Here is a 20,389-nt window from a genome sequence, read left to right on the forward strand (position 1 = left end):
GAGCGGTCGTTATCGCACAGTGAATCTCGAACCCCTGGAATCACTCGTCTAGTCGCTGCTTCCCCAAATGCTCGCGTTCCCGGCAAACTTCACTGCGTACGACGCGTGCTACATCGCGCTGGCCGAGCTCGTTGCGGGGGCACTCCTGACCGCCGACGAACGCCTCTCGCGTGCAGTCGGCGAGCACACCGCGATCGTCTGCTTCCGTGACGAGCAGCCGCCGGAGGCGGTAACCTCCAGAAATTGATCGTCGGCTAATTTTTGGACGGCCGATTCTGGACGGAGCGTGTGCCATGCAGATGGACGACATGATCATGGTCAGCATCGACGACCACATCATCGAGCCGGCCGACATGTTCGAGGGTCACATGCCGGAGGCCTACCTCGACCAGGCCCCGAAGTACGTGGCCACCGACGACCTGCGCGGCTACTGGGACTTCCAGGGCCAGCCCACCGGGCACGCCGGGCTGAACGCGGTGGCGTCGTGGCCACACGTTGAGTGGGGGATGGACCCGATCGGCTATCCCGAGATGCGCCCCGGCACCTACGACCTCGACCTCCGCGTGCGTGACATGGACGCCAATGGCGTGCTCGCGTCGATGTGCTTCCCCACGATGGCCGGATTCAACGGCATGTCGCTGGCGCGGTCCACTGTCGACAAAGACCTCACCAAGGTCGTGATCTCCGCGTACAACGACTGGCACATCGACGAGCTCGCGGGTGGGCATCCCGGGCGCTTCATCCCGCTCGCGATCGCGCCGGTGTGGGACCCCGAGGGGATGGCCGACGAGATCGCGCGCGTCGCGTCGAAGGGGTGCCACGCGGTGAGCCTCCCCGAGACTCCCTACGGAGTGGATCTTCCCGGCTACGACGACGCGTCGTACTGGGACCCGGTGTTCAAGACCTGCAGCGACCACGGCGTCGTCATCTGCCTGCACATCGGTGGTGCCTTCGGGCTGCTCAAGCGCTCGGCCGGCGCCGGCATCGACCATCTCATCGTCCTCGCCCCACAGCTCTCCGCAGTGACGGCCGCCGACCTGCTTCTCGGGGGAACGTTCAAGCGGTTCCCGCACCTCAAGGTCGCGCTCTCCGAAGGTGGCATCGGATGGATTTCGTTCTTCCTCGATCGCATGGACCGACACATGTGGAACCACATGTGGACGGGTCTCGAGATCGGCGTGAAGGGCAAGACCGCCACCGAAATCTTCCGCGACAACTTCCTCGGGTGCTTCATCACCGACCCCGCGGCGCTGTGCGTACGTGATCGGATCGGGATCGACACGATTGCGTGGGAGTGCGACTACCCGCACTCCGACACGACGTGGCCGCGCTCACCCGAGCTGCTCTGGGGTGAGCTGCAAGACGCCGGTTGCTCCGACGACGACATCGAAGCGATCACGTGGAAGAACACTTCACGGTTCTTCGACCTCGACCCGTTCACGAGCATCGACAAGGAGCACGCGTCGGTACGTGCGTTGCGGTCGACGGCCACCGACGTCGACGTGAGCGAGACCTCGCGCTATGAGTACCAACGGCGCTGGCAAGAGCGCAAGGCCTCGTAGAGCGTCACAGGGGTGAAGCCAACGCCGGCGCCCGATGATGTCACCGCGTTCTACTGGCGCGGCGCCGCGGAGGGGGAGTTACTCGTGCTGCGGTGCGCGGCGTGCGGCTACCTCTCGCACCCGCCCGACGTGTCGTGCGCGCGTTGCGGTGCGGTCGCGCTCGATCCCGTAGAGATGTCGGGGTTGGGGTCGGTGTACTCATTCGCGATCGTGCGCCAGACGTACGATCCCGCGTTCCTCCCCGAGGTGCCGTACGTGGTCGCGCTGGTGGAGCTCGACGAGCAACCGGGTCTGCTCCTGCTCGCCAACATCGTCGAGATCGAACCCGAGTTGGTCGAGATCGGCATGCGCGTGGAGGTGACCTTCGAGCACCGCGGTGACGACGCGGTGCCGCAATTCCGGCCGTCCGAGCACGCGGGGGCCACATCGTGAACCGCGGCGCCGGTCGCGAGGTCGCGGTGGTCGGCGTGGGCTTCTCGGAGGTCACGCGTCGCGGCAATCCCGACATCCGGACCCTCACGTACGACGCGGCGCACGACGCGCTCGCCGACGCGGGCTTGGTCGCCAACGATCTCGACGCGATCTTCGAGTACTCGTTCGGCGCCTTGCGCGGCGACTCTCCGATCGCGGTGTCGGCGCAGCGTCTACTCGGTGTCGAGAACCTCACCGCCTTCAACGACATCATGGGATCGGGCCCGTCTGGTCTCGCGAGCGCGATGGACGCGGCCATGGCGATCGCCGCGGGAGCGTGCGAAACAGCGCTCGTGTACCGAACGATCACACGCGAGGCAGGCCACACCGGAGCGATGCGCGAAGGGCCGGCGCGCGCTCCCGGGCCGATGCAGTTCGCGGCGCCGTACGGGTACGGGGGCGGGATAATCCTCGCCATGGCTATGAAGAAACGGCGCCGGATCGCCGAGCTCGGTGGGTCGGTCGAGGACTACGGCCAGATCGCGTTGAACGCGCGGCGGTGGGCCGAGCTCAATCCGCGCGCGGTGTTCCGCGACCCGATCACGATGGGCGACTATCTCGGTTCGCGCGTGATCGCGGACCCGCTCGTGCTGTTCGACTGCGACTACCCGGTGAACGCCGCGTGCGCAGCGATCCTCACCACAGCCGAGCGTGCGCGCGACCTGCGCCAGCGTGCGGTCGTGGTCGACGCGCTCGCATACGGCACCGGCAGCCGGCCCGACTGGATCTACACCGACGACTTTCTCTTCGGCGGCACCATCCCGTGCGGGCGCGAGCTCTGGCGTCGGTCTTCGGTGTCGGCTGGCGATGTCGACGTCGCCGAGCTCTACGACGGGTTCACGCACATCGCGATCTCGTGGCTCGAAGCGCTCGGGCTGTGCGGGGTGGGGGAGTTCCACGACTGGGTCGACGACGGCGCGCGGATCGGTCCCGGTGGGTCGATGCCGCTCAACACCTACGGCGGGCAGCTCGCGGCCGGGCGCATGCACGGGCTCGCGTTCCTGAACGAGGCGGTGCTCCAACTCCGCGGCGCGTGTGGTGAGCGGCAGGTACCGGACGCGCGCGTCGCGGTCGTGGCCAACGCGCACGGACCGCAGTGCGGCGCGATGGTCGTTCGACGCTCGTGAGGGCGCGGTCAGTGGTTGAGGCTCCATCCGTCCGACGGCGTTCCGATCCACCCGCGCGCGGCGTTCGTGCCGCCGTCGACGTTGATCGTCACGCCGGTGATGTAGGCACCCATCGACGAGCACAGGAACACCGCGGTGGCCGCGCAGTCCTCCACCACACCTTCACGACCCAAAGGGATCGAGCGCAAGGTGCCGTCGGGCCCCTCTGCAGTGCGTTCGAACCAGGTCGACGGGTCGACAGGCCCCGCGCGGTTACCGCGCAGTCCGGGCGTGATCGTCTGGTCGGGCGCGATGGCGTTGATGCGGATGTGGTGCTCCGACAACTCGAGCGCCATCGTCATCGTGAAGTTGATCATTCCGGCCTTGCACGCCGCGTACACCGCGTACAACGGTGCAGCCCGGAAGCCTTCGATGCTCGTGACGTTCACGATCGAGCCGCCCCCGCTCTCTTTCATCACCGGGGCGGCTGCGTGGGTTGCCGCGAGCATGCTCACGAGGTTGATGTCGATGTGCCGGCGCCAGCTCCGTTCGCTCTGATCGAGGAACAGCCTGCCGTTCACGCCGCCGGCGTTGTTCACGAGGATGTTCAGGCGCCCGAAGTGCTCGGCCGACCGCGCGACGGCCGCGGTCAGCTGCTCGGTGTCCATCACGTCGACCGGAAGGACGAGGGCGTCCCGGCCGAGCTCGGTGATCGAGGCGGCGGTGCGCTCGGCGCGTTCGGGGTCGATGTCGAGCACTGCTACGTCGGCGCCGAACTTCGCGAGCCCGAGTGCGATGCCCTGACCGATTCCGCCGCCGGCGCCGGTCACGAGGGCTGCTTGGCCGGTGAGCAGGATGTCGGACGGATCGAGCGCCGTGTGGAATGGATCGCGCGCGACTTCGAGCGCCTCAGCTTGATTCAGGTTCACGATGAATCTCCTCTCTACCGGCGCACACTTTGGTGGCCGAGATCGGGGGAGCGCCAGCCATGAGCGGAGCGTCCGCGAGCCGGGTATCCCGGCGAGCAGCGGAGCGGGGCCCGAGCGGCCCGGTGCGAAGCACCGAGAGCGGGGAAGGATGAGCCGACCGCCGGTGAAGGTGGGCCTCAACATCGTGTGGGTGAAGCCCGAGAACCTCGTGGAGTTCGGCGTCGCCGCCGAGGCGCTCGGGTACGAGTCGCTGTGGTCGGGTGAGCATGTCTGCCTTCCGATGACGCCCGACTGGTGGAAGAAGTTCCCCGGCGCGGAGGCGCTGGGCGACGCCTTCACCGAAGAGATGGTTCCTTTCGGGCCCGACTCGATCTTCCTCGACCCGATGATCGCGTTGGCGCACCTGGCGGCGGCAACGCAAACGGTGCGGCTCGGCATCGGGATCTACATGCTCGCGCTCCGCGACCCGGTGCTCGTCGGTCGCATGATCGCGACGCTCGACGTGCTCTCGAACGGCCGCCTCGACATGGCGATCGGCCTCGGGTGGAACGAGGACGAGTATCGGTTTACCAACAGCGCGTGGAAGACGCGTGGCCGTCGGATGAACGAGACGATCGCCGCGCTCCGCGTGTTGTTCGACGAGGAGCATCCCGAGTTCCACGGCGAGTTCTTCGACTTCCCGCCGATCGGCTTCCAGCCCAAACCGGTCCAACGGCCGCGGTTGCCGATCCACGTGGGCGGCGGCGGGCCACCCGCGGTGCGGCGTGCCGCGACGCTCGGCGACGGCTGGTACGGCAGCCCGATGAACATCCCCGAGATCCGCGACGAGCTGCGCAACGCCGGGCGCGAACACGACCCCTTCGAGTTCTCGACCATCACGCTCCAGGGCCCGGTGCCGATCGACCAACTCGAGCAGATGGCAGAGATGGGTGTGCACCGTGTGGTGGTCACGCCCTGGGCAGGCACGCGCGTCGGCGAAGTCGGGCGGGAGGGTCTCGCCGCGTTGGAGCAGTACGCCGACGAGATCGGCCTTCGAGGTCGAGCGTGACGAAGGGTGAGGGTTACGCGCCGATCGAGCCGGCGCCGGGAATCTTCGAGGCGCGCTTGCCGAAGCTCTTCGGTCTGGTGTCGACGTCGGGTGACAGCGCGCGCAGCGCGCCCACCGTGCACGCTTCGCGCTTCCGGTGCTCGAACGGGTCGAAGTTGTAGAAGCGGCAGGCGTTCTCCCACGTGATCATGTTGATCTCGTTGTCGGGGACCTGCGCCGCCTGCAACGACTTCCAGATGTCTTCCGGCGCGTTCGGCCAGGTGCAGTCGGAGTGCGGGTAGTCGCATTCCCATGCGATGTTCTCGACGCCGATGTCGTGGCGAAGCTTCAGACCGGTGACGTCATCGATGAAGCACGTGAGCACGCGCTCCTTGAACACCTGACTCGGGAGCTTGTCGCCGAAGTCTTGGAGTGTCCACGGGCTGTGCCGCTGGTACGTGTAGTCGGCACGCTCGAGCCAGTACGGGATCCAGCCGATGCCGCCTTCGGCAAGCGCGAACTTCACGGTGGGGAACTTGCGCAGCACCGGCGACCACAGCAGCTCCGAACAGAACACGCCAGTGTTGAACGGCATGGTGTGGATGAGCACGTCGAATGGTGAGCGCGGCATGAAGTTGGGTGCGCCGCCGAAGTGGAACACCATGACCGAGTCGGTGTCCTGGCATGCCTGCCACGCCGGGTCGGTCCATGAAGTAGTCGCTCATCGACGGCGGCTCGACGAGGTGGTCGTCGACGCTGACGAGAATCATGTCTTCGAGCTGCATCTCCGCATGGTAGCTGGCCTACCTTGGAGACGGGTTGCGGTTGCCTTGAAGGAATCGGTCTTCGCGAGCAAGGATGCCCCCAGCATGGATTCGTCCGAGGACACAAACGCCTTCGATCCAGAGGCCATTCGCGACAAGTACCAGCGTGAGCGCGCCAAACGCATGACGGAAGGTCGTGGGGTCATCCACGACCTGAAGCATGACGCGGGGTTCGCGGAGTACCTCCGCGATCCGTTCACGCCGTTCGTCGAGCGGGAGCCGATCTCCGACGACGTGGACGTCGCCATCATTGGCGCCGGGATGTCGGGCGTGGTGGTGGGCGCGAAGCTCCGCGACGCGGGCGTACGTCGGATCATGCTGATCGACAAGGCCGGTGGGATCGGCGGTACCTGGTACTGGAATCGTTATCCCGGCGTGATGTGCGACGTCGAGTCCTACATCTACATGCCGATGCTGGAAGAGATGAACTACGTGCCGACGACGCGGTACGCGTTCGGTGACGAGATCTGCCGGCACCTCGACTCGATCGCGTCCAAGTACGGCCTGGTCGAGGACGCGCTCTTCCACACCGGTGTCGAGATGAGCAAGTGGGACGAGAGCGCTTCACGTTGGGTGATCCGCACCGATCGCGGTGACGAGATCCGTGCGCGGTATCTCATCCACGCGGTCGGCATCCTCAACCTGATGAAGCTGCCGGTGATCCCCGGCATGGAGAAGTTCGAGGGCAAGGCGTTCCACAGCGCGCGTTGGGACTACGACTACACGGGTGGCGGGCCCGACGACCCGCGCCTCACCAAGCTGGCCGACAAGGTGGTCGGCGTGATCGGCGTGGGCGCGAGTGGGCTCCAGGCGGTTCCGCCGCTCGCGGCGTCGGCGAAGCACGTGTACGTGTTCCAGCGCACGCCGTCGGCGATCGGCGGGCGCGGCAATCGGCCGACCGACGAGGAGTTCGCGGAGCAACTCCACCCGGGTTGGCAGAAGGAGCGGATGGAGAATTTCAGCGGGGTCATGATCGGGCGTCCGGTCGAGCGCGATCTCGTCGATGACGGGTGGACGCTGCACACCGCACGGCTCAACAACCCGATCGTCGAAGAGGCCATGACGGCCGAAGACATCGCGGCCCGGGTCGAAGCGTTCGATTACCACGTGATGGAGGAGCACCGGACACGCATCGACGAGATCGTCGCCGATCCTTCCGTCGCAGAGATGCTCAAGCCGTACTACCGCTATGGGTGCAAGCGGCCATGCTTCCACGACGAGTACCTGATGGCGTTCAACAACCCCAACGTGACATTGGTTGACTGCCCGGGCGGCGTCACCCAGATCACGCCGCACAGTGCAATCGCCAACGGTACCGAGTACGAGCTCGATTGCATCGTGTACGCCACCGGCTTCGAGGCCGAGCTCACACCGTTTGCGCGGCGCGCCGGCCACACCATCATCGGGCGCGCCGGCATCACGATGGAGGAGAAGTGGAAGGACGGCGTCATCAGCCTGCATGGCATAGCGACGCACGGCTTCCCGAACATGTTCATCATGCCCGCGCCGGGCCAGCAGGCCGTCACCACCCACAACTTCACGCACCTGATGGTTCTCGGCGCCGAGCACATCGCGGCGACGGTCGGCTTGCTCGAGGAGCGCGACGTGTTGGTGTTCGACGTCACCGAGGAAGCCGAGGAGGCCTGGACCGAGATCATCCTCAGCACCGCCCGCGACCCAACCGCGTTCATGGCCGCGTGCACGCCGTCCCGTCTCAACTTCGAGGGCAACCCGAGCATGTTCAATCCCCGCAACGGGTCGTACGGCGGTGGCTTCGGCGACGTGTTCGGATACCGAGACCTCCTCGCCGAGTGGCGGTCCAACGGTGAGTTCGCCGGATGGGAGCTCACCGAGACGGACGAGAAAGCATGAACGGCTCCGACCGCAAGCCGCGTGTCACGGTCGTCACGGGAGGCGCGCTCGGGATCGGCGCCGCGATCGCCGAGGAGCTCGGTCGCCATGGCGCGTTCGTCGTCACGGTCGACCCTGGCGTCGCGGTCGACGGCACACCCGGGAGCGGTGACACCGAGCGCACCACCGCGCAGCGGATTGTCGACGCGGGCGGGCAGGCCCGGGCGTCGAACATCTCGGTGACCGACGCGGACGCCGTCGGCGCCCTGTTCGCGGAGCTCGTCGAGGAATTCGGCGCGCTCGACGCGGTCGTGAACGTCGCCGGCATCAGCCGAGCCACCGGATTCGCCTCCGGGATCGAGGACGACTGGCGTGCGGTGCTCGACGTGCACCTCAACGGATACCTCAACACGCTCCGCGCCGCGCTGCCGCTCATGGCTGCAGCCGGCCACGGTCGCATTCTCGGCGTCACCTCGGGCTCGGGGTGGCGCGCCGCCGACGCCGGGGCCTACAGCTGCGCGAAGCGCGCCGTCGCGGCGCTCACGTGGCAGATCGGACAGGCGACCCCGAGCGGCGTGACGGTCAACGCCCTCTCGCCGATCGCGGCCACCCGGATGGTGCTCGGGGCACTCTCCCGCCAGGCGGGCACCGGGAACCGGACCGGGCGCGAAGCGGCCACGGGCGGAGTGTCCCTTTCCCTCGACGCGGTACCGCCGCCCGAGCACCTCGGGCCGATCGGCGCGTACCTCGCCGGCGACGACTTCGCCGCTGGCTGCCGCGGACAGGTGATGTTCTCGAACGGCGCGGAGCTCGCGTGGGTGGTCCCGCCCCGGCTCCTCGAGGTCGCGCGCACGACCGACGTCGGATCGCTCCCGCGGCTGCTGGAGATGCTCGGCCCCACGGTGCTCGCGCCGGCCGAGGCCGCCCAGGCCACCAACGGCGGCGGCAACCCCCGTCTCGGCGCGGCGTTCGACGAGCCGGCTCCGAGCGCGAGCTCCGCGGCGCACGGCAGACGCGCCGTCGTCGTGACCGACGTACCCGCGTCGGGCAACGCGATCACGAAGACGCTCACGTCGCGCGGCGTCGAGTGCGTGACCATCGCGCAACCTGCGACGCGCTTCACCGCTGCCGCGGAACAGCTTGCAGCCGTGGCCGGCGAGTCCGTGCCGGTCGACGCGGTCGTCGTGGCGCTCGTCGGTGACGACGCGCGTGCGGTCGCCTCCCCCGACGTCCCGGCGTGGCAACGCATGCTCGACGAGCACACCGGCATCACCGACCGGATCGCGACCGACGCGGCGTGGGTCCGCGCGGTCGCCGATCTCGCGGCGGCGAGCGACCGGCCCGTCCGGATCGTCACCGTGGTGGACGCGACGTCGGCCGGTGGTCGGAGTCGGGCCCAAGCGGCCGCGCAGCTCTCGCGCGCCGCGCACCAGGCGACGGCCGATCGGGTGGACGCCTTCGCGATCAGCGTCGAGTCCGCACACGGGTCGGCGTTCGGCCGGACCGCGGACGTCGCGGCCTACCTCGTGAGCGACGCCGGCGCGGGTGCGCTGTCCGGGGCCGAGCTGGTCGTCTCGACGGACTGGGTCGGTCTCCGCAGCCATCCGCGCCCCGCCGGGACGATCTCTTTCGGGGGTCCGGACGTCCCGGGCTGGCTCGACGGCGCGCTCCGCGACATGGTCGGTTCGGGCCGGTAGCGAAACGAGAAAACGAGGAGGATTGATGGCCTCACCCATCGAACGCATCGTCGACGCGCACATCCACCTCTGGGACCCGGCTCGCGCCGACTGGTACCCGTACCTGGCGGGCCAGCGCGAGCTCGACATGGGCGACATCTCGGGGATGTGCCGCCTGTTCGACCAGCCCACCTACTTTTCGGAATCCGCGAACTGGAACGTCGTGAAGTTCGTCCACGTCGCCGCGGCGAGCGCGCCCTACTCAGCAGACGAGACCGCGGAGCTCGACGAGCTGGCCGAGGCGACGGGGCACCCGGACGCCATCATCGGGGGCATCGTGCCGAGCGATCCGATCGCAGAGACGGAGCGGCTGCTCGACGCACAGATGAAATCGTCCCGGTTCCGCGGCATCCGGCCAATGGGCGGGACGATGGGTGTTCCCGGCGGCGACGTGCTGCGCGCGCTCCAGGAGCGCGAGCTGGTGTTCGAGCTGATGGCCCACCCCGACGAGCTCGAGGCCGCCGCCGCCTCGTTGGCCGACTGGGGCAACCTCACGATCGTCGTCGAGCACGCCGGTTGGCCGCGGTCGCACGAACCGGAGGAGTTCGTGCTCTGGGAGCGCGGGATCGCGGCCCTCGCGGCTCTCGGTGACAACGTGCATTGCAAGCTGTCCGGCCTTGCCATGCCCTTGCACACGATGGACGCCCACGCGCTACGGCCATGGATCGAGCACTGCCTCGCGTCGTTCGGCGTCGATCGGTGCATGTTCGCGAGCAACTTTCCCGTCGACGCGATGCACGGCACCTTCGACCAGCTCTATGGCGGATTCGACCGCGTCACCGCCGACCTCGACGCCGAGGCCCGCGACAAGCTCTTCGCCGGCAACGCCGAGCGGCTCTATCGCTGCTGACCGCGCGCAGCCCCCCTGGGTCGCTAGAGTCCGGCAAGATCGACCTGCGCAGGCGGTCATCATCAGGGGGGGAGCCATGGACGCGATGGGTGCTGTGGGGCTGCGAACGCGGCGGGTCGTCGTGCTGGTCGTTCTGGTCGTTGCTGTCGCGTTACCCCTGAGTGCGGTTCCCGCGTCCGCCACGTCGGCGAGTGGACCCGTGGTGAAGGTCGGGATGATCACGGCGCTGAGCGGTCCGATCGCCGCGTCCCCCGAAACGAAGGACGCTTTGCTCGCGGCGATCGCCGCATTCAACAAGCGGGGCGGCGCAGGCACGAACCACGCCCGCATGCAGGCCGACGTCTGCGACACCCGCGGTGACGCCAACGGCGAGGTGGACTGCGCCCGGCAAATGGTGGACGACGGCGTCGTCGCGACGTTCAACGACCTGACGTACAACAACCCGGCCGGTGTGGTGGACATCCTCGAGAAGGCCGGGATCCCGCGCATCGGCGTCGCGGGGACCAGCATCTCCGAGTTCGGGTCGAGCGTCTCGTATCCCATCTCCGCCGGCGTCATCGCGGCGTACCTCGGCACCGCGGTGGGGTTCAAGCAGGACGGCGCCAAGAAGATCTGTCTCGTCCGCACCGACGCACCGACCGGCGCGACGTTCAAGGCCTTCCTGCAGCCGTCGTTCACCGCGATCGGGATCGAAATCACGTGTGACATCTCGGTCGCGACCGGGGCCACCGACTACGCGCCCTACATCGCCCAGTTGCAGCGCGAGAACCCCGACGCGGTCCTGATCTCGCACAGCGACAGCGTCACCACGCAGCTCATCGCCGCGATGCAGCAGCTCAACGCCAAGATCCCGCTGGGCGGGAACCCGGGATCCTTCAAGCTCGACACCATGAAGAAGTACAGCAAGCTCACCAAGGGCACCGTCCTCTCGGAGTCGTTCCCGTACCCGTCGACCGCGAACGAAAAGAGCTTCCCGGGCCTCAAGCAGTACTTCGCCGACATGAAAGCGTCGGGCAAGAGCTCCCTCAGCACCGCGAATCTGAAGACGCAAGACTTCGGCCCGTGGATCGCAACGCTCGCGTTCGTCGACGTCACCAAGGACCTCGACACCTTCACGCCCGAGAGCATCATCCAGGCGCTGAAGACGGCGAAGGACGTCGACCTGATGGGGCTGACCCCGCCGTGGACGCCGTCGACGCCGGGCTTCAGCGTGTTCACGTCGAGCTCGAACCACTACGTGTACATCTCCCGCTTCAACGGCAAGACCATCGTCACCAACAAGAAGCCGGTCGACGTCACGCAGTACATCCAGTGACAGCCGGTTGATCCGAGTGACGGCTCCAGGTTTCTGAGGGGAGCCGTGGCGCAGGCTGTCCAGTTCGCCATCCTCGGGCTCGGCGCGGGCGCGGCGTACACGCTGCTCGCGCAGGGCATCGTCCTCATCTACCGCGGCTCCGGCATCGTCAACTTCGCGCACGGTGCCATCGCGATGTTCGCGGCGTTCTTCTGCTTCCTCACGTTGGTCGAGGAGCACGGGTGGTCGGTCGAAGCGGCCATCCCGGTTGCGGTTCTGCTCGCGGCCCTGCTCGGGGTGGCGATCCAGAACGGCATCCTTCGCTTCATGCGCACCGCCGCGCCGCTCGTCCGCCTCGTCGCGACACTGGGCGTGCTGATTGTTCTCCAGGGACTGGCGGGTCAGAAGCTGTGGGACAGCGACTTCCACCAGATCGACCAGTTCCTGCCGACGCACAACTACACGCTGCACGAGTGGTTCGGTCTCGACGGTGAGTGGGGACGGGTGGTCGTCCAGGAGGATCGCTTGATCCTGCTCGGGATCGCGTGCGCGCTGACGTTCGCGCTGTGGGCGTTCACGCGGTTCACGAGGATCGGTCTCGCGATCTCGGCGAGCGCGGAGAACGAGCGGGCGGTGTCCGCGCTCGGCTGGTCGCCGAACCTGCTCGCCACCGTCACCTGGGCGATCGGCGGAGCGACGGCGGGACTTGCCGGCATCCTGCTCGCACCGAATGCAGGACTGAGCCTGACAGTCTTCACGATTGTCGTGACGGTGTCGGCACTCGCCGTCGCGCTGATCGGTGGGTTCAGCTCGTTCCCGCTCACGTTGCTCGGTGGTGTCGCGCTCGGCATCGCGGAGAGCGAGGTCCTGACGTACTCGAGTGACATCTCGGAGTTCCTGCACGACACCCTGGGGATCGAGAACGGCGCGACCGGCCTCCAGCGCGCGCTGCCGTTCCTCATCATCGTCGTCGTGCTCGTTGTGCGCGGCAAGGCGCTCCCGCTGCGCAGCCACATCCTCGAGCGCCTCCCCGACCTCGGCAGCGGTGTCGTGACCCGCTGGTTCCTCGTCGTCACGATGGGTGCGCTGCTCCTCCTGAACGGCTTCGCCTTCGACGCGCGCTGGTCGACCGCGGTGTACACGTCGCTGATCGTGGGCGTGTTCATCCTGTCGATCGTCGTGCTGACCGGGTACGCGGGTCAGCTGTCCCTCGCGCAGTACGCGATTGGCGGACTCGGGGCGCTGTTCGCGGCGCGTCTCGTCGGGCACGAGCACTGGCCGACCGAGCTCGCCTTCCTCGTCGGTGTCGTCTTCGCGATCCTCGTGGGCGTGGTGTTCGCGATCCCGGCGCTGCGCACCCGGGGCGTGAACCTCGCCGTCGTCACTCTCGGACTCGGGTTCGCCGTTCAGCAGGTGGTGTTCAGCAACGAGTACTTCACCGGTGACTTCGGGGGGGTCACGACCGTCGGCCGGATCAAGGTGTTCGGTTGGGATGTCAGCGCGGCCGACCACCCGGATCGCTACTTGGTGGTCTGCCTCGCGGTGTTCGTGATCGCGGGGCTGATCGTGGCCAACCTCCGCCGCTCGAGCTCCGGACGACGGCTCATCGCGGTCCGGACCAACGAGCGCGCCGCCGCGTCGTTGGGCATCAGCGTCTTCGGCGCCAAGCTCTACGCGTTCGCGGTCGCGGCCGCGATCGCGGCCTTCGGAGGGATCCTCCTCGCGTTCAAGGACTCCACCGTCGTCTACGGACGCTACGACCCGTTCCAGTCCATCAACACCGTCGGCAACGCGGTCGCCGGTGGCGTCGGCTGGGTGCTCGGCGCGGTGTTCGGTGGCAACCTCGCCCCGGGCGGCGTGGGTTCGATCCCCCTCGACTGGGTCAATCTCGGTTCGTGGCTCATCACGATCGGTGGGGTCACGCTCATCGCCATCGTGGTCCTGAACCCGAATGGCATCGCGAGCGTCGTACTCCACAACGAGCGGGGCATCGGCAGGCTCCGGCTCCGGCTCCGACGCGAACCTCCCCGGGAGCACCTGGTCGACATCGCGCCCGGCACCGTGACGCCCGCGACGCTCGAGGTCGAGAACCTGACCGTCCGATTCGGTGCCGTCGTCGCCGTCGACGACGTGAGCTTCTGCGTGACGCCGGGAGAAGTAGTGGGCCTCATCGGACCGAACGGAGCGGGGAAAACGACCATCGTCGACGCGTTGACCGGCTTCACGAAGCCGACCGCGGGTCGGGTGACCCTGAACGGCACCGCGATGGTGGGACGGTCCTGGGCACCGTCACGGCGTGCGCGCGCCGGGGTTCGTCGCTCGTTCCAGTCCCTCGAGCTCTTCGAGGACCTCTCGGTCGCCGAGAACCTGCGGGCCGGCGCCGACGAACACACGCTGTTCACCGGACTGCGCGACCTGGTCTGGCCCGCGCGATCTGTCCTTCCGCCGGCCGCCGTCAGCAGTGCGCGCGAGTTCGGGCTCGAGAACGACCTCGATCGCCTCCCCGGCGAGCTTTCCTACGGTCGACGGCGACAGGTCGGGATCGCACGCGCGATCGCGTCCGCACCTTCGGTCTTGTTGCTCGACGAACCCGCCGCGGGACTCGACGACAACGAGACGAGCGAGCTCGGCGATCTCGTCCAGGGTTTCGCCGATCGGTACGGCATGGCAGTGCTGCTCATCGAGCACAACGTCGATCTCGTGTTGCGGGTGTGCGACCGCATCGTGGTGCTCGACTTCGGGCGCAAGATCGCCGAAGGCACGCCGGCCGAGATCCGCAGCGAGCCGGCCGTCGTCGCCGCGTACCTCGGTGAGGAGGCACCGCCCGCCTGTGCAGTGCCAGCTCACGGTGGCATGACAACGGGCGGTTCGTCATCGTGAGCCAATCGGCGGCGTCGCTCCTCGAATGCCGTGCGCTCGCCGCCGGCTATGGCGCCGTGGCTGTGGTGCGCGACGTCGACCTCCACGTCGATCCGGGTGAAGTCGTGGCACTCATCGGTCCGAACGGCGCGGGGAAGACCACCACGTTGCTGACGATCGCCGGTGAGCTGCCTGCGATCTCAGGCGACGTCGTGTTCCTCGGCGTGCCGACGAAAGCACCGTTGTTCCAGCGCGCTCGGCGCGGAATGGGCTTCGTCACCGAAGAGCGCTCCGTGTTCATGGCGCTGAGCGCCGAGGAAAATCTTCGGCTCGCCGGGGTCACGCGCGCCGACGCGGTCGATGTCTTTCCCGAACTCGAGCCGCTCATGGGACGAACCGCTGGACTGTTGTCGGGCGGGGAACAGCAGATGCTCACGTTGGCTCGCGCGGTCGCGCGCGATCCCAAGCTGCTGCTCGTCGACGAACTCTCGCTTGGTCTCGCGCCGCTTGTGGTGAAGCGATTGCTCCAGACGGTGCGCAGGGTCGCAAGCGAGAACTCGACCGGCATCCTGATGGTGGAGCAGCATGTTCCCCAGGCACTCAACATCGCCGACCGCGTCTACGTCATGCAGCGCGGACGCATCGTGATGAGCGGAACCGCGGAGGAGGTCCGCGGCCGCATCGACGAAGTCGAGGCAACCTATCTCTCGGATCAAAGGGCCCGCGACGACGGGGGGACGTAAGCCGTGCGCGGCGTGGCCGGGCTCGCGCACTTGCGTCGCGCGGATTCAGTGCGCCGTGGGTTCCGCTGAGCGGAAGAATCGGGGCAATGAATCCGAGTCTGACGCCTAATCGTCGAAGAGCGGCGGCCAGGTGCGTTCGCGGAGGGCGCCGGACGCGGTGCGCATCAGGTAGTCGTCGCGCTGGACCCGGCGCCAGAGGTAGCGCACGTAGTCCTCGTCGGCGACCGCGCCCTCGCGCGCGGCGCGGGCAACCTCGCGCCGCGCCTCGCGCAGCGGCTCGACGCTGCGACCCAAGAGCGCCGAGAGGTCCGCGAGCTCGGCGTCCTCGAAGGCGCGTCCCGAGCGGTCGAGCTCCTTCAGGTACTTGACGACGCGCGCGACGCCCTTCGTCCACTGCGACGCGAGACGATCCTCGATGCGCGGCACGATCACCTGCAGATTCTCGAGCATCGCGTCGTAATACGCGTGCCACGGCTCCGGCGGCGGCTCGTCCGGTAGATCGGCCGGCGGGAGCTCGAAGCCCATCGCGTTCGCGAGCGCTTCGATGGTGAGGCGCCGGTGCAGCATCCCGTAGATGATCCCGTTCCCGATGTCGCGATCTACGGGTTGGCCCTCGCGCGGAACCGATCCCATCGCGCCGGCGCCCGCGGAGTTCGACGTGAGACGTGTCTCGGCGAACAGCCGGTAGTACCAGACGCGTTGCGCATCGATGATGTTGCCCGACAGTTCCTCGTACTCGCGCAACCGATCGGGAAAGTGGGTGAACGTGTCCTGCACGGTGCGCAACGAGAGCCAAGCGATGTCGTCCATCGGATCGCCGTAGTGGGCAAGTTCCCAGTCGACGACCGCGGTGACCTTGCCGTTGTCGTACATGAAGTTGCCCGGGCCGGTGTCACCCTGCACGAGTACGGCGGGCGCGTCGTAGTCGGGCACGTTGCGTTCCAGCCAGTCGAGGCTCAGCGCGACGAGCGGGTCGATCTCGCCGCTCGGCGTGGTCGCGCGGCGGCGCATGTTCGCGATCTCGTCGAACGCGTGCTCGCGCACCGGCTTGATCGGACCGAAGCTGGGGAGAGCAAGCTCGCGCGCATCGAGCCGGTGCAGCGCGGCGAGATTACGGATGAAGTCCTGTGCGACGCGCACCTGCTCGTCGGGATCCTGGATGCGATAGAACCAGTTCTCACCCGAGATCCGCTCCGACAGCATCGCTTCGTGCACCGGATGTACGGCGAGGGTTCGCGGCACGGTCACGTCGGTGTCCTGCAGCGCCATGAACACCTCTGCCTCTACGCGCAATGGCAGGAACGCGGTGTCGGCCGATCTGGTCGCACGGCTGTACCGGAGGAACAGCGGCTCGGCGACGCCGTTGCGGTCGACGTCGACGAACCAGGCTTCGCGGCTCGCGCCACCCGGCACGCGGTTCGTCGCGGTGACCCGTCCGCCGGTCTCGTCCTCGATCCAGCTGACGATGTCGTCTGGCAATGCGAGCGCCGGCTCCGCCATAGTTCGACGGAGACTAATCACCTGCTACGAGATGAGCTCGCTGACGTCGTCACCCGTCATCATCTTCCCGAGGAGGCCGGTGTCGAAGTAGTCGCGCCAGCGCGCGATCTTGCCGTCGCGAACCTCGAAGACGCCCATGACCGGGACCGGGAAGCTCGCGTCGCCGGAGCCGATGTGGTCGATCCGCTCGGTCAGCACCACGCCGCCCGCTGCAGCCGCGTTGCGCATCTCGAATTCATAGGTGGTGGCGAACATCGCCCATTGCCCGGCGAGACTTTCCATCGTCGCGTCGATGCCGACCGACGGGGCCATGCCGATGTTGTGGTACACGACGTCGTCGGCGAGCAGAGGCCGAACCAGGGCCTCGTCCCGCTTGGATACCGAAGCGCAGAACTCCCGCACGATCTCTTCCGGTGACATCGCAGCTCCTTCGTAGCAGTGGAAGATGGTTCACCTACACGTTGTAGGTGGTTAACATACAGCCTGTATGCCAAAGGGTCAACCGCGTGCCGAGCAGGCCGCAACCACGCGCCGGGCGATCCTCACCGCGGCCCGGCGCCTCTTCGTCGAACAGGGCTACTTCGGTACCAGCACCGAGGAGATCGTGGCTGAAGCAGGAGTGGGGACACGTGGTGCCCTCTACCACCACTTCGCCGACAAGCGCGCCCTCTTCCTGGCGGTCTTCGAAGAGGTGGAGCGCGACCTCTCGGCTGCGGGCGGTGGATCTCGGCCGGAAGGCGACGCGCTGGACATGTTGCGGCACGGCCTCCACTCGTTTCTCGATGCCGCCGCGGTGGATCCGGCGGTTCAGCGCATCGTGCTGATCGACGGCCCGGCGGTGCTCGGATGGGTGACATGGCGGGGGCTGGAGGAGCACTACGGGCTCGGATTGATCCGACAAGCCCTCGACATGGGGGTCGCCGAGGGCGTGATCGTCGTGCAACCGACTGAACCGCTCGCGCACATGCTCCTGGCCGTGGTCGACGAAGCCGCGCTCTACATCGCGAACTCGCCCCACAAACGCCGTGCCCGGATCGAGACCAGTCGCGCCCTCGATCTGTTTCTCGACGGCCTTCGTCCCGTCCGCGGGTTGGCGTCCTGCTGACTGCAGATTTACTCTTGACCCAGATTTCGGCCCGAGGGGGTTGCAGGCGTAGCCGCTCGTCTTCGCGTGCAGCGACGCCGCCAGCTACCTTTCGGGTGCAGTCATCTACACCGACGGCGGCCTCGGGAGCGGCATGGTCACCGGCCGGCTCAGCCTCGGTATGTGATCCAGCTCGACATCTGAAATCTCGCGACAACAAAGGGAGACCCCATGAGCGCGCCGTGGAACTACGACCTCTTCATCAACGGTGAGTGGACCGAAGGCGAGGGTGGTGGCCAGATCGACGTGATCGACCCCGCGACCGAGGAGACTATCGGCAGCGTGGCCGAGGCGTCCACGAAGGACGCGGTGCGCGCGATCGAAGCCGCCCGCAAGGCCTTCGACGAGGGGCCGTGGCCGTGGATGAAGCCCGCGGAGCGCGCGGCGGCGCTCATCCGGATGGCCGAGGGTCTCGAAGCGCGCGGCGCCGAGCTCCGTGAGCTCATCGTCGCCGAGACCGGCTCCACCGGGTTCCTCACCGATTTCGTGCAGGCGGGCGGCTCGATCGGGATGTTCCGGTCGAACGCCGAGCAGGTGCAGCACGCCGTCCAGTGGCTCGAGATGAGCCCGCCAACCGGTGGTCCCACGAGTGTCGGTGGCAGCGCGATCGTGCGCGAGCCGATCGGCGTCGTCGCCGCGATCACGCCGTTCAACTTCCCCTTCATGCTGAACACCGTGAAGAGCGCGCCCGCGCTCGCGGCGGGGTGCACGGTCGTGCTGAAGCCGCACCCGTGGACTCCGCTCGACGCGTTCTTCATCGCCCAGATTGCCGAGGAGGCAGGGATACCGCCGGGTGTGTTCAACGTGATCACCGGTCACGCCGACGTGGGCGACGAGCTCACGAGCAACCCGATGGTCGACATGGTCACGTTCACGGGTTCCACCGCCACCGGGCGTCGGATCATGGCGTCGGCCGCGCCCACGGTGAAGCGCGTGCAACTCGAGCTCGGCGGCAAGAGCGCGCAGGTGCTGCTCGACGACGTGTCGGAGGACTACGCGCGCTCGTACGGTTTCGGTGCGGTGCTCGCACACTGCGGGCAGGGATGCGTGATCAATACGCGGCTGCTCCTTCCCGAGCACCTCCTCGACGCGTACAAAGAGGGTGTCGCCGCGGCGGCGCCCATGATCAAGATCGGTGACCCGCGCGATCCGTCCTCGGTGCTCGGACCACTGATCCGCGAGCAGCAGCGCGCGCGGGTCGAGGGCTACGTGGCGTCCGGCGTGGAGCAGGGCGCCGAACTCGTCACCGGCGGGAAGCGGCCCGAAGCGTTCGACAAGGGTTTCTATTACGAGCCCACCGTGTTCATCGGCGCCAACGACATGCGCATCGCGCAGGAAGAGATCTTCGGTCCGGTGCTCACGGTCATCCCGTACTCCGGTACCGACGCCGACGCGGTCCGCATCGCCAACGACTCGATCTACGGCCTCGGTGGCGGCGTGGTCGCGGCCACCACCACGCGCGCGTTCAACGTCGCCCGCCAGATCCGTGCGGGCAGCATGACCGCCCAGGGCGTGGGCCAGGCCGCGGTTGGCGATCTGGGTCCCGGCGGCGGTCAGGGTCCGGGTTGGGGTGCGGGCATGGCCGGCATCGGCCAGACCGGCGCGTTCGGCGGCTACAAGCAGAGTGGTCTCGGCCGCGAGTGGGGCCGCCACGGGCTCGAGGAGTTCACCGAGATCAAGTCGCTCAGCTGGACGTGACCGACTCGTCGGAGCTGTTCGACCTCACCGGCAAGGTCGCGGTCGTCACCGGTGGCAGCCGCGGGATCGGGCGCGCGGTCGTGCTCGGCTTCGCCGCGGCGGGTGCCGACGTGGTGATCGCGAGCCGCAAGCTCGACAACTGCGAGGCGGTGGCGGCCGAGGTCGAGGAGACCACCGGTCGCCACGCGCTCGCGGTCGGTTGCAACGTGGGCCGCTGGGACGACTGCGACCGGCTCGTCGACGCGGCGTACGAACGGTTCGGGCATTGCGAGGTGCTGATGTCGAACGCGGGGTCGTCGCCGCCGTATCCCGATCTCGTTTCCGTCAGCGAAGAGCTCTACGACAAGACGCACGCGCTGAACGCGCGCGGGCCGTTCCGCCTGGGCGCCTTGTTCGGCGCGCGAATGTACGACGGCGACGGTGGATCGATCATCAACGTGAGCACCGCGGGATCGCAGCGACCGAACACCTTCGACTTGCCGTACGCGATGGCGAAGGCCGGTCTCAACGCGCTGACGCTCGGCCTGGCCGGTGCGTACAACCCCAAGGTGCGGGTGAACACCGTGATGCCCGGGCCGTTCCAGACCGACGTCACCAAACACTGGGCACCCGGGACGGTCGACCGCGTCAACGAAACGAACCCGATGCGGCGCATCGGCCAACCCGGCGACATGGTCGGTGTGTGCGTGTTCCTGGCGAGCGACGCGTCGAGCTACGTCAACGGCGCGCAGATCCTCGTCGACGGCGGCTCCTTCCGAAACCTGTAACTCAGCACCCAACTTGCGTCGTTCAGGG

Annotated in this window: 17 protein-coding genes and 1 pseudogene; 14 read left to right on the top strand and 4 right to left on the bottom strand. The window is 67.7% G+C overall.

All coding sequences use genetic code 11. The features are described from left to right. Nucleotides 1–67: 67 nt before the first annotated feature. Genes WD271_02130 through WD271_02145 form a run of 4 tightly spaced genes read left to right on the top strand, consistent with a single transcriptional unit; the run spans nt 68 to nt 3,160 of the window. Complete coding sequence (locus WD271_02130) at nt 68–247, top strand: hypothetical protein (GenBank protein MEX1006624.1); 180 nt, start codon at nt 68–70, stop codon at nt 245–247. 46 nt (nt 248–293) lie between these two features. Further along, the gene (locus WD271_02135; GenBank protein MEX1006625.1) at nt 294–1,562 is read left to right on the top strand and encodes an amidohydrolase family protein; all 1,269 of its coding nucleotides are present in this window, start codon (nt 294–296) and stop codon (nt 1,560–1,562) included. 12 nt (nt 1,563–1,574) lie between these two features. After that, a complete protein-coding gene (locus WD271_02140; GenBank protein MEX1006626.1) occupies nt 1,575–1,994 on the top strand; it encodes a Zn-ribbon domain-containing OB-fold protein in 420 nt (139 codons plus the stop codon). Next, a complete protein-coding gene (locus tag WD271_02145; protein ID MEX1006627.1) occupies nt 1,991–3,160 on the top strand; it encodes a thiolase family protein in 1,170 nt (389 codons plus the stop codon). Before WD271_02140 ends, WD271_02145 begins: the two co-directional genes overlap by 4 nt. Nucleotides 3,161–3,168: 8 nt before the next feature. On the opposite strand, the gene WD271_02150 is transcribed toward WD271_02145, so the two are convergent. Next, entirely contained in the window at nt 3,169–3,996 is an 828-nt protein-coding gene (locus WD271_02150) for an SDR family oxidoreductase (GenBank protein MEX1006628.1), read from the bottom strand. 220 nt (nt 3,997–4,216) lie between these two features. On the opposite strand from WD271_02150, the gene WD271_02155 reads away from it, so the two are divergent. Further along, nucleotides 4,217–5,116: a TIGR03619 family F420-dependent LLM class oxidoreductase gene (locus WD271_02155; GenBank protein ID MEX1006629.1), complete on the top strand. Its 900-nt coding sequence runs from the start codon at nt 4,217–4,219 to the stop codon at nt 5,114–5,116. Nucleotides 5,117–5,129: 13 nt separating this feature from the next. On the opposite strand, the pseudogene WD271_02160 reads toward WD271_02155, so the two are convergent. Continuing rightward, nucleotides 5,130–5,792: pseudogene (locus WD271_02160) on the bottom strand (amidohydrolase family protein). Nucleotides 5,793–5,964: 172 nt separating this feature from the next. Here WD271_02160 and WD271_02165 point away from each other — a divergent pair. From WD271_02165 to WD271_02190, 6 genes are all read left to right on the top strand, one after another. Beyond that, a complete protein-coding gene (locus WD271_02165; GenBank protein MEX1006630.1) occupies nt 5,965–7,791 on the top strand; it encodes an NAD(P)/FAD-dependent oxidoreductase in 1,827 nt (608 codons plus the stop codon). Beyond that, on the top strand, nt 7,788–9,467 hold the full coding sequence (locus tag WD271_02170) for an SDR family NAD(P)-dependent oxidoreductase (GenBank protein MEX1006631.1): 1,680 nt from the start codon (nt 7,788–7,790) through the stop codon (nt 9,465–9,467). Before WD271_02165 ends, WD271_02170 begins: the two co-directional genes overlap by 4 nt. A gap of 25 nt (nt 9,468–9,492) precedes the next feature. Beyond that, the gene (locus tag WD271_02175; GenBank protein ID MEX1006632.1) at nt 9,493–10,356 is read left to right on the top strand and encodes an amidohydrolase family protein; all 864 of its coding nucleotides are present in this window, start codon (nt 9,493–9,495) and stop codon (nt 10,354–10,356) included. 76 nt (nt 10,357–10,432) lie between these two features. Beyond that, nucleotides 10,433–11,671, top strand: coding sequence for an ABC transporter substrate-binding protein (locus WD271_02180; protein ID MEX1006633.1), 1,239 nt, complete (start codon nt 10,433–10,435; stop codon nt 11,669–11,671). Between the two features lie 45 nt (nt 11,672–11,716). Then, nucleotides 11,717–14,530, top strand: coding sequence for a branched-chain amino acid ABC transporter permease/ATP-binding protein (locus tag WD271_02185; protein ID MEX1006634.1), 2,814 nt, complete (start codon nt 11,717–11,719; stop codon nt 14,528–14,530). Further along, entirely contained in the window at nt 14,527–15,252 is a 726-nt protein-coding gene (locus WD271_02190; GenBank protein MEX1006635.1) for an ABC transporter ATP-binding protein, read from the top strand. The genes WD271_02185 and WD271_02190 overlap by 4 nt, the downstream gene beginning before the upstream one ends. Before the next feature lie 105 nt (nt 15,253–15,357). Here the strand turns inward: WD271_02190 and WD271_02195 are convergent, their stop codons facing one another. Next, nucleotides 15,358–16,752, bottom strand: coding sequence for a phosphotransferase family protein (locus WD271_02195; GenBank protein ID MEX1006636.1), 1,395 nt, complete (start codon nt 16,750–16,752; stop codon nt 15,358–15,360). 24 nt (nt 16,753–16,776) lie between these two features. Next, entirely contained in the window at nt 16,777–17,172 is a 396-nt protein-coding gene (locus WD271_02200; protein MEX1006637.1) for a limonene-1,2-epoxide hydrolase family protein, read from the bottom strand. 67 nt (nt 17,173–17,239) lie between these two features. Here WD271_02200 and WD271_02205 point away from each other — a divergent pair, with 67 nt between their 5' ends. From WD271_02205 to WD271_02215, 3 genes are all read left to right on the top strand, one after another. Next, complete coding sequence (locus WD271_02205; GenBank protein ID MEX1006638.1) at nt 17,240–17,857, top strand: TetR/AcrR family transcriptional regulator; 618 nt, start codon at nt 17,240–17,242, stop codon at nt 17,855–17,857. Nucleotides 17,858–18,067: 210 nt separating this feature from the next. Beyond that, nucleotides 18,068–19,594 carry an aldehyde dehydrogenase family protein gene (locus WD271_02210; protein MEX1006639.1) on the top strand — a complete coding sequence of 509 codons (1,527 nt, stop codon included), beginning with the start codon at nt 18,068–18,070 and terminating at the stop codon, nt 19,592–19,594. After that, nucleotides 19,591–20,361 carry an SDR family oxidoreductase gene (locus WD271_02215; protein ID MEX1006640.1) on the top strand — a complete coding sequence of 257 codons (771 nt, stop codon included), beginning with the start codon at nt 19,591–19,593 and terminating at the stop codon, nt 20,359–20,361. Before WD271_02210 ends, WD271_02215 begins: the two co-directional genes overlap by 4 nt. Nucleotides 20,362–20,389: the final 28 nt, after the last annotated feature.

It is taken from the genome of Acidimicrobiia bacterium, assembly GCA_040880805.1.
In the GTDB taxonomy this organism is placed as follows: domain Bacteria; phylum Actinomycetota; class Acidimicrobiia; order IMCC26256; family DASPTH01; genus DASPTH01.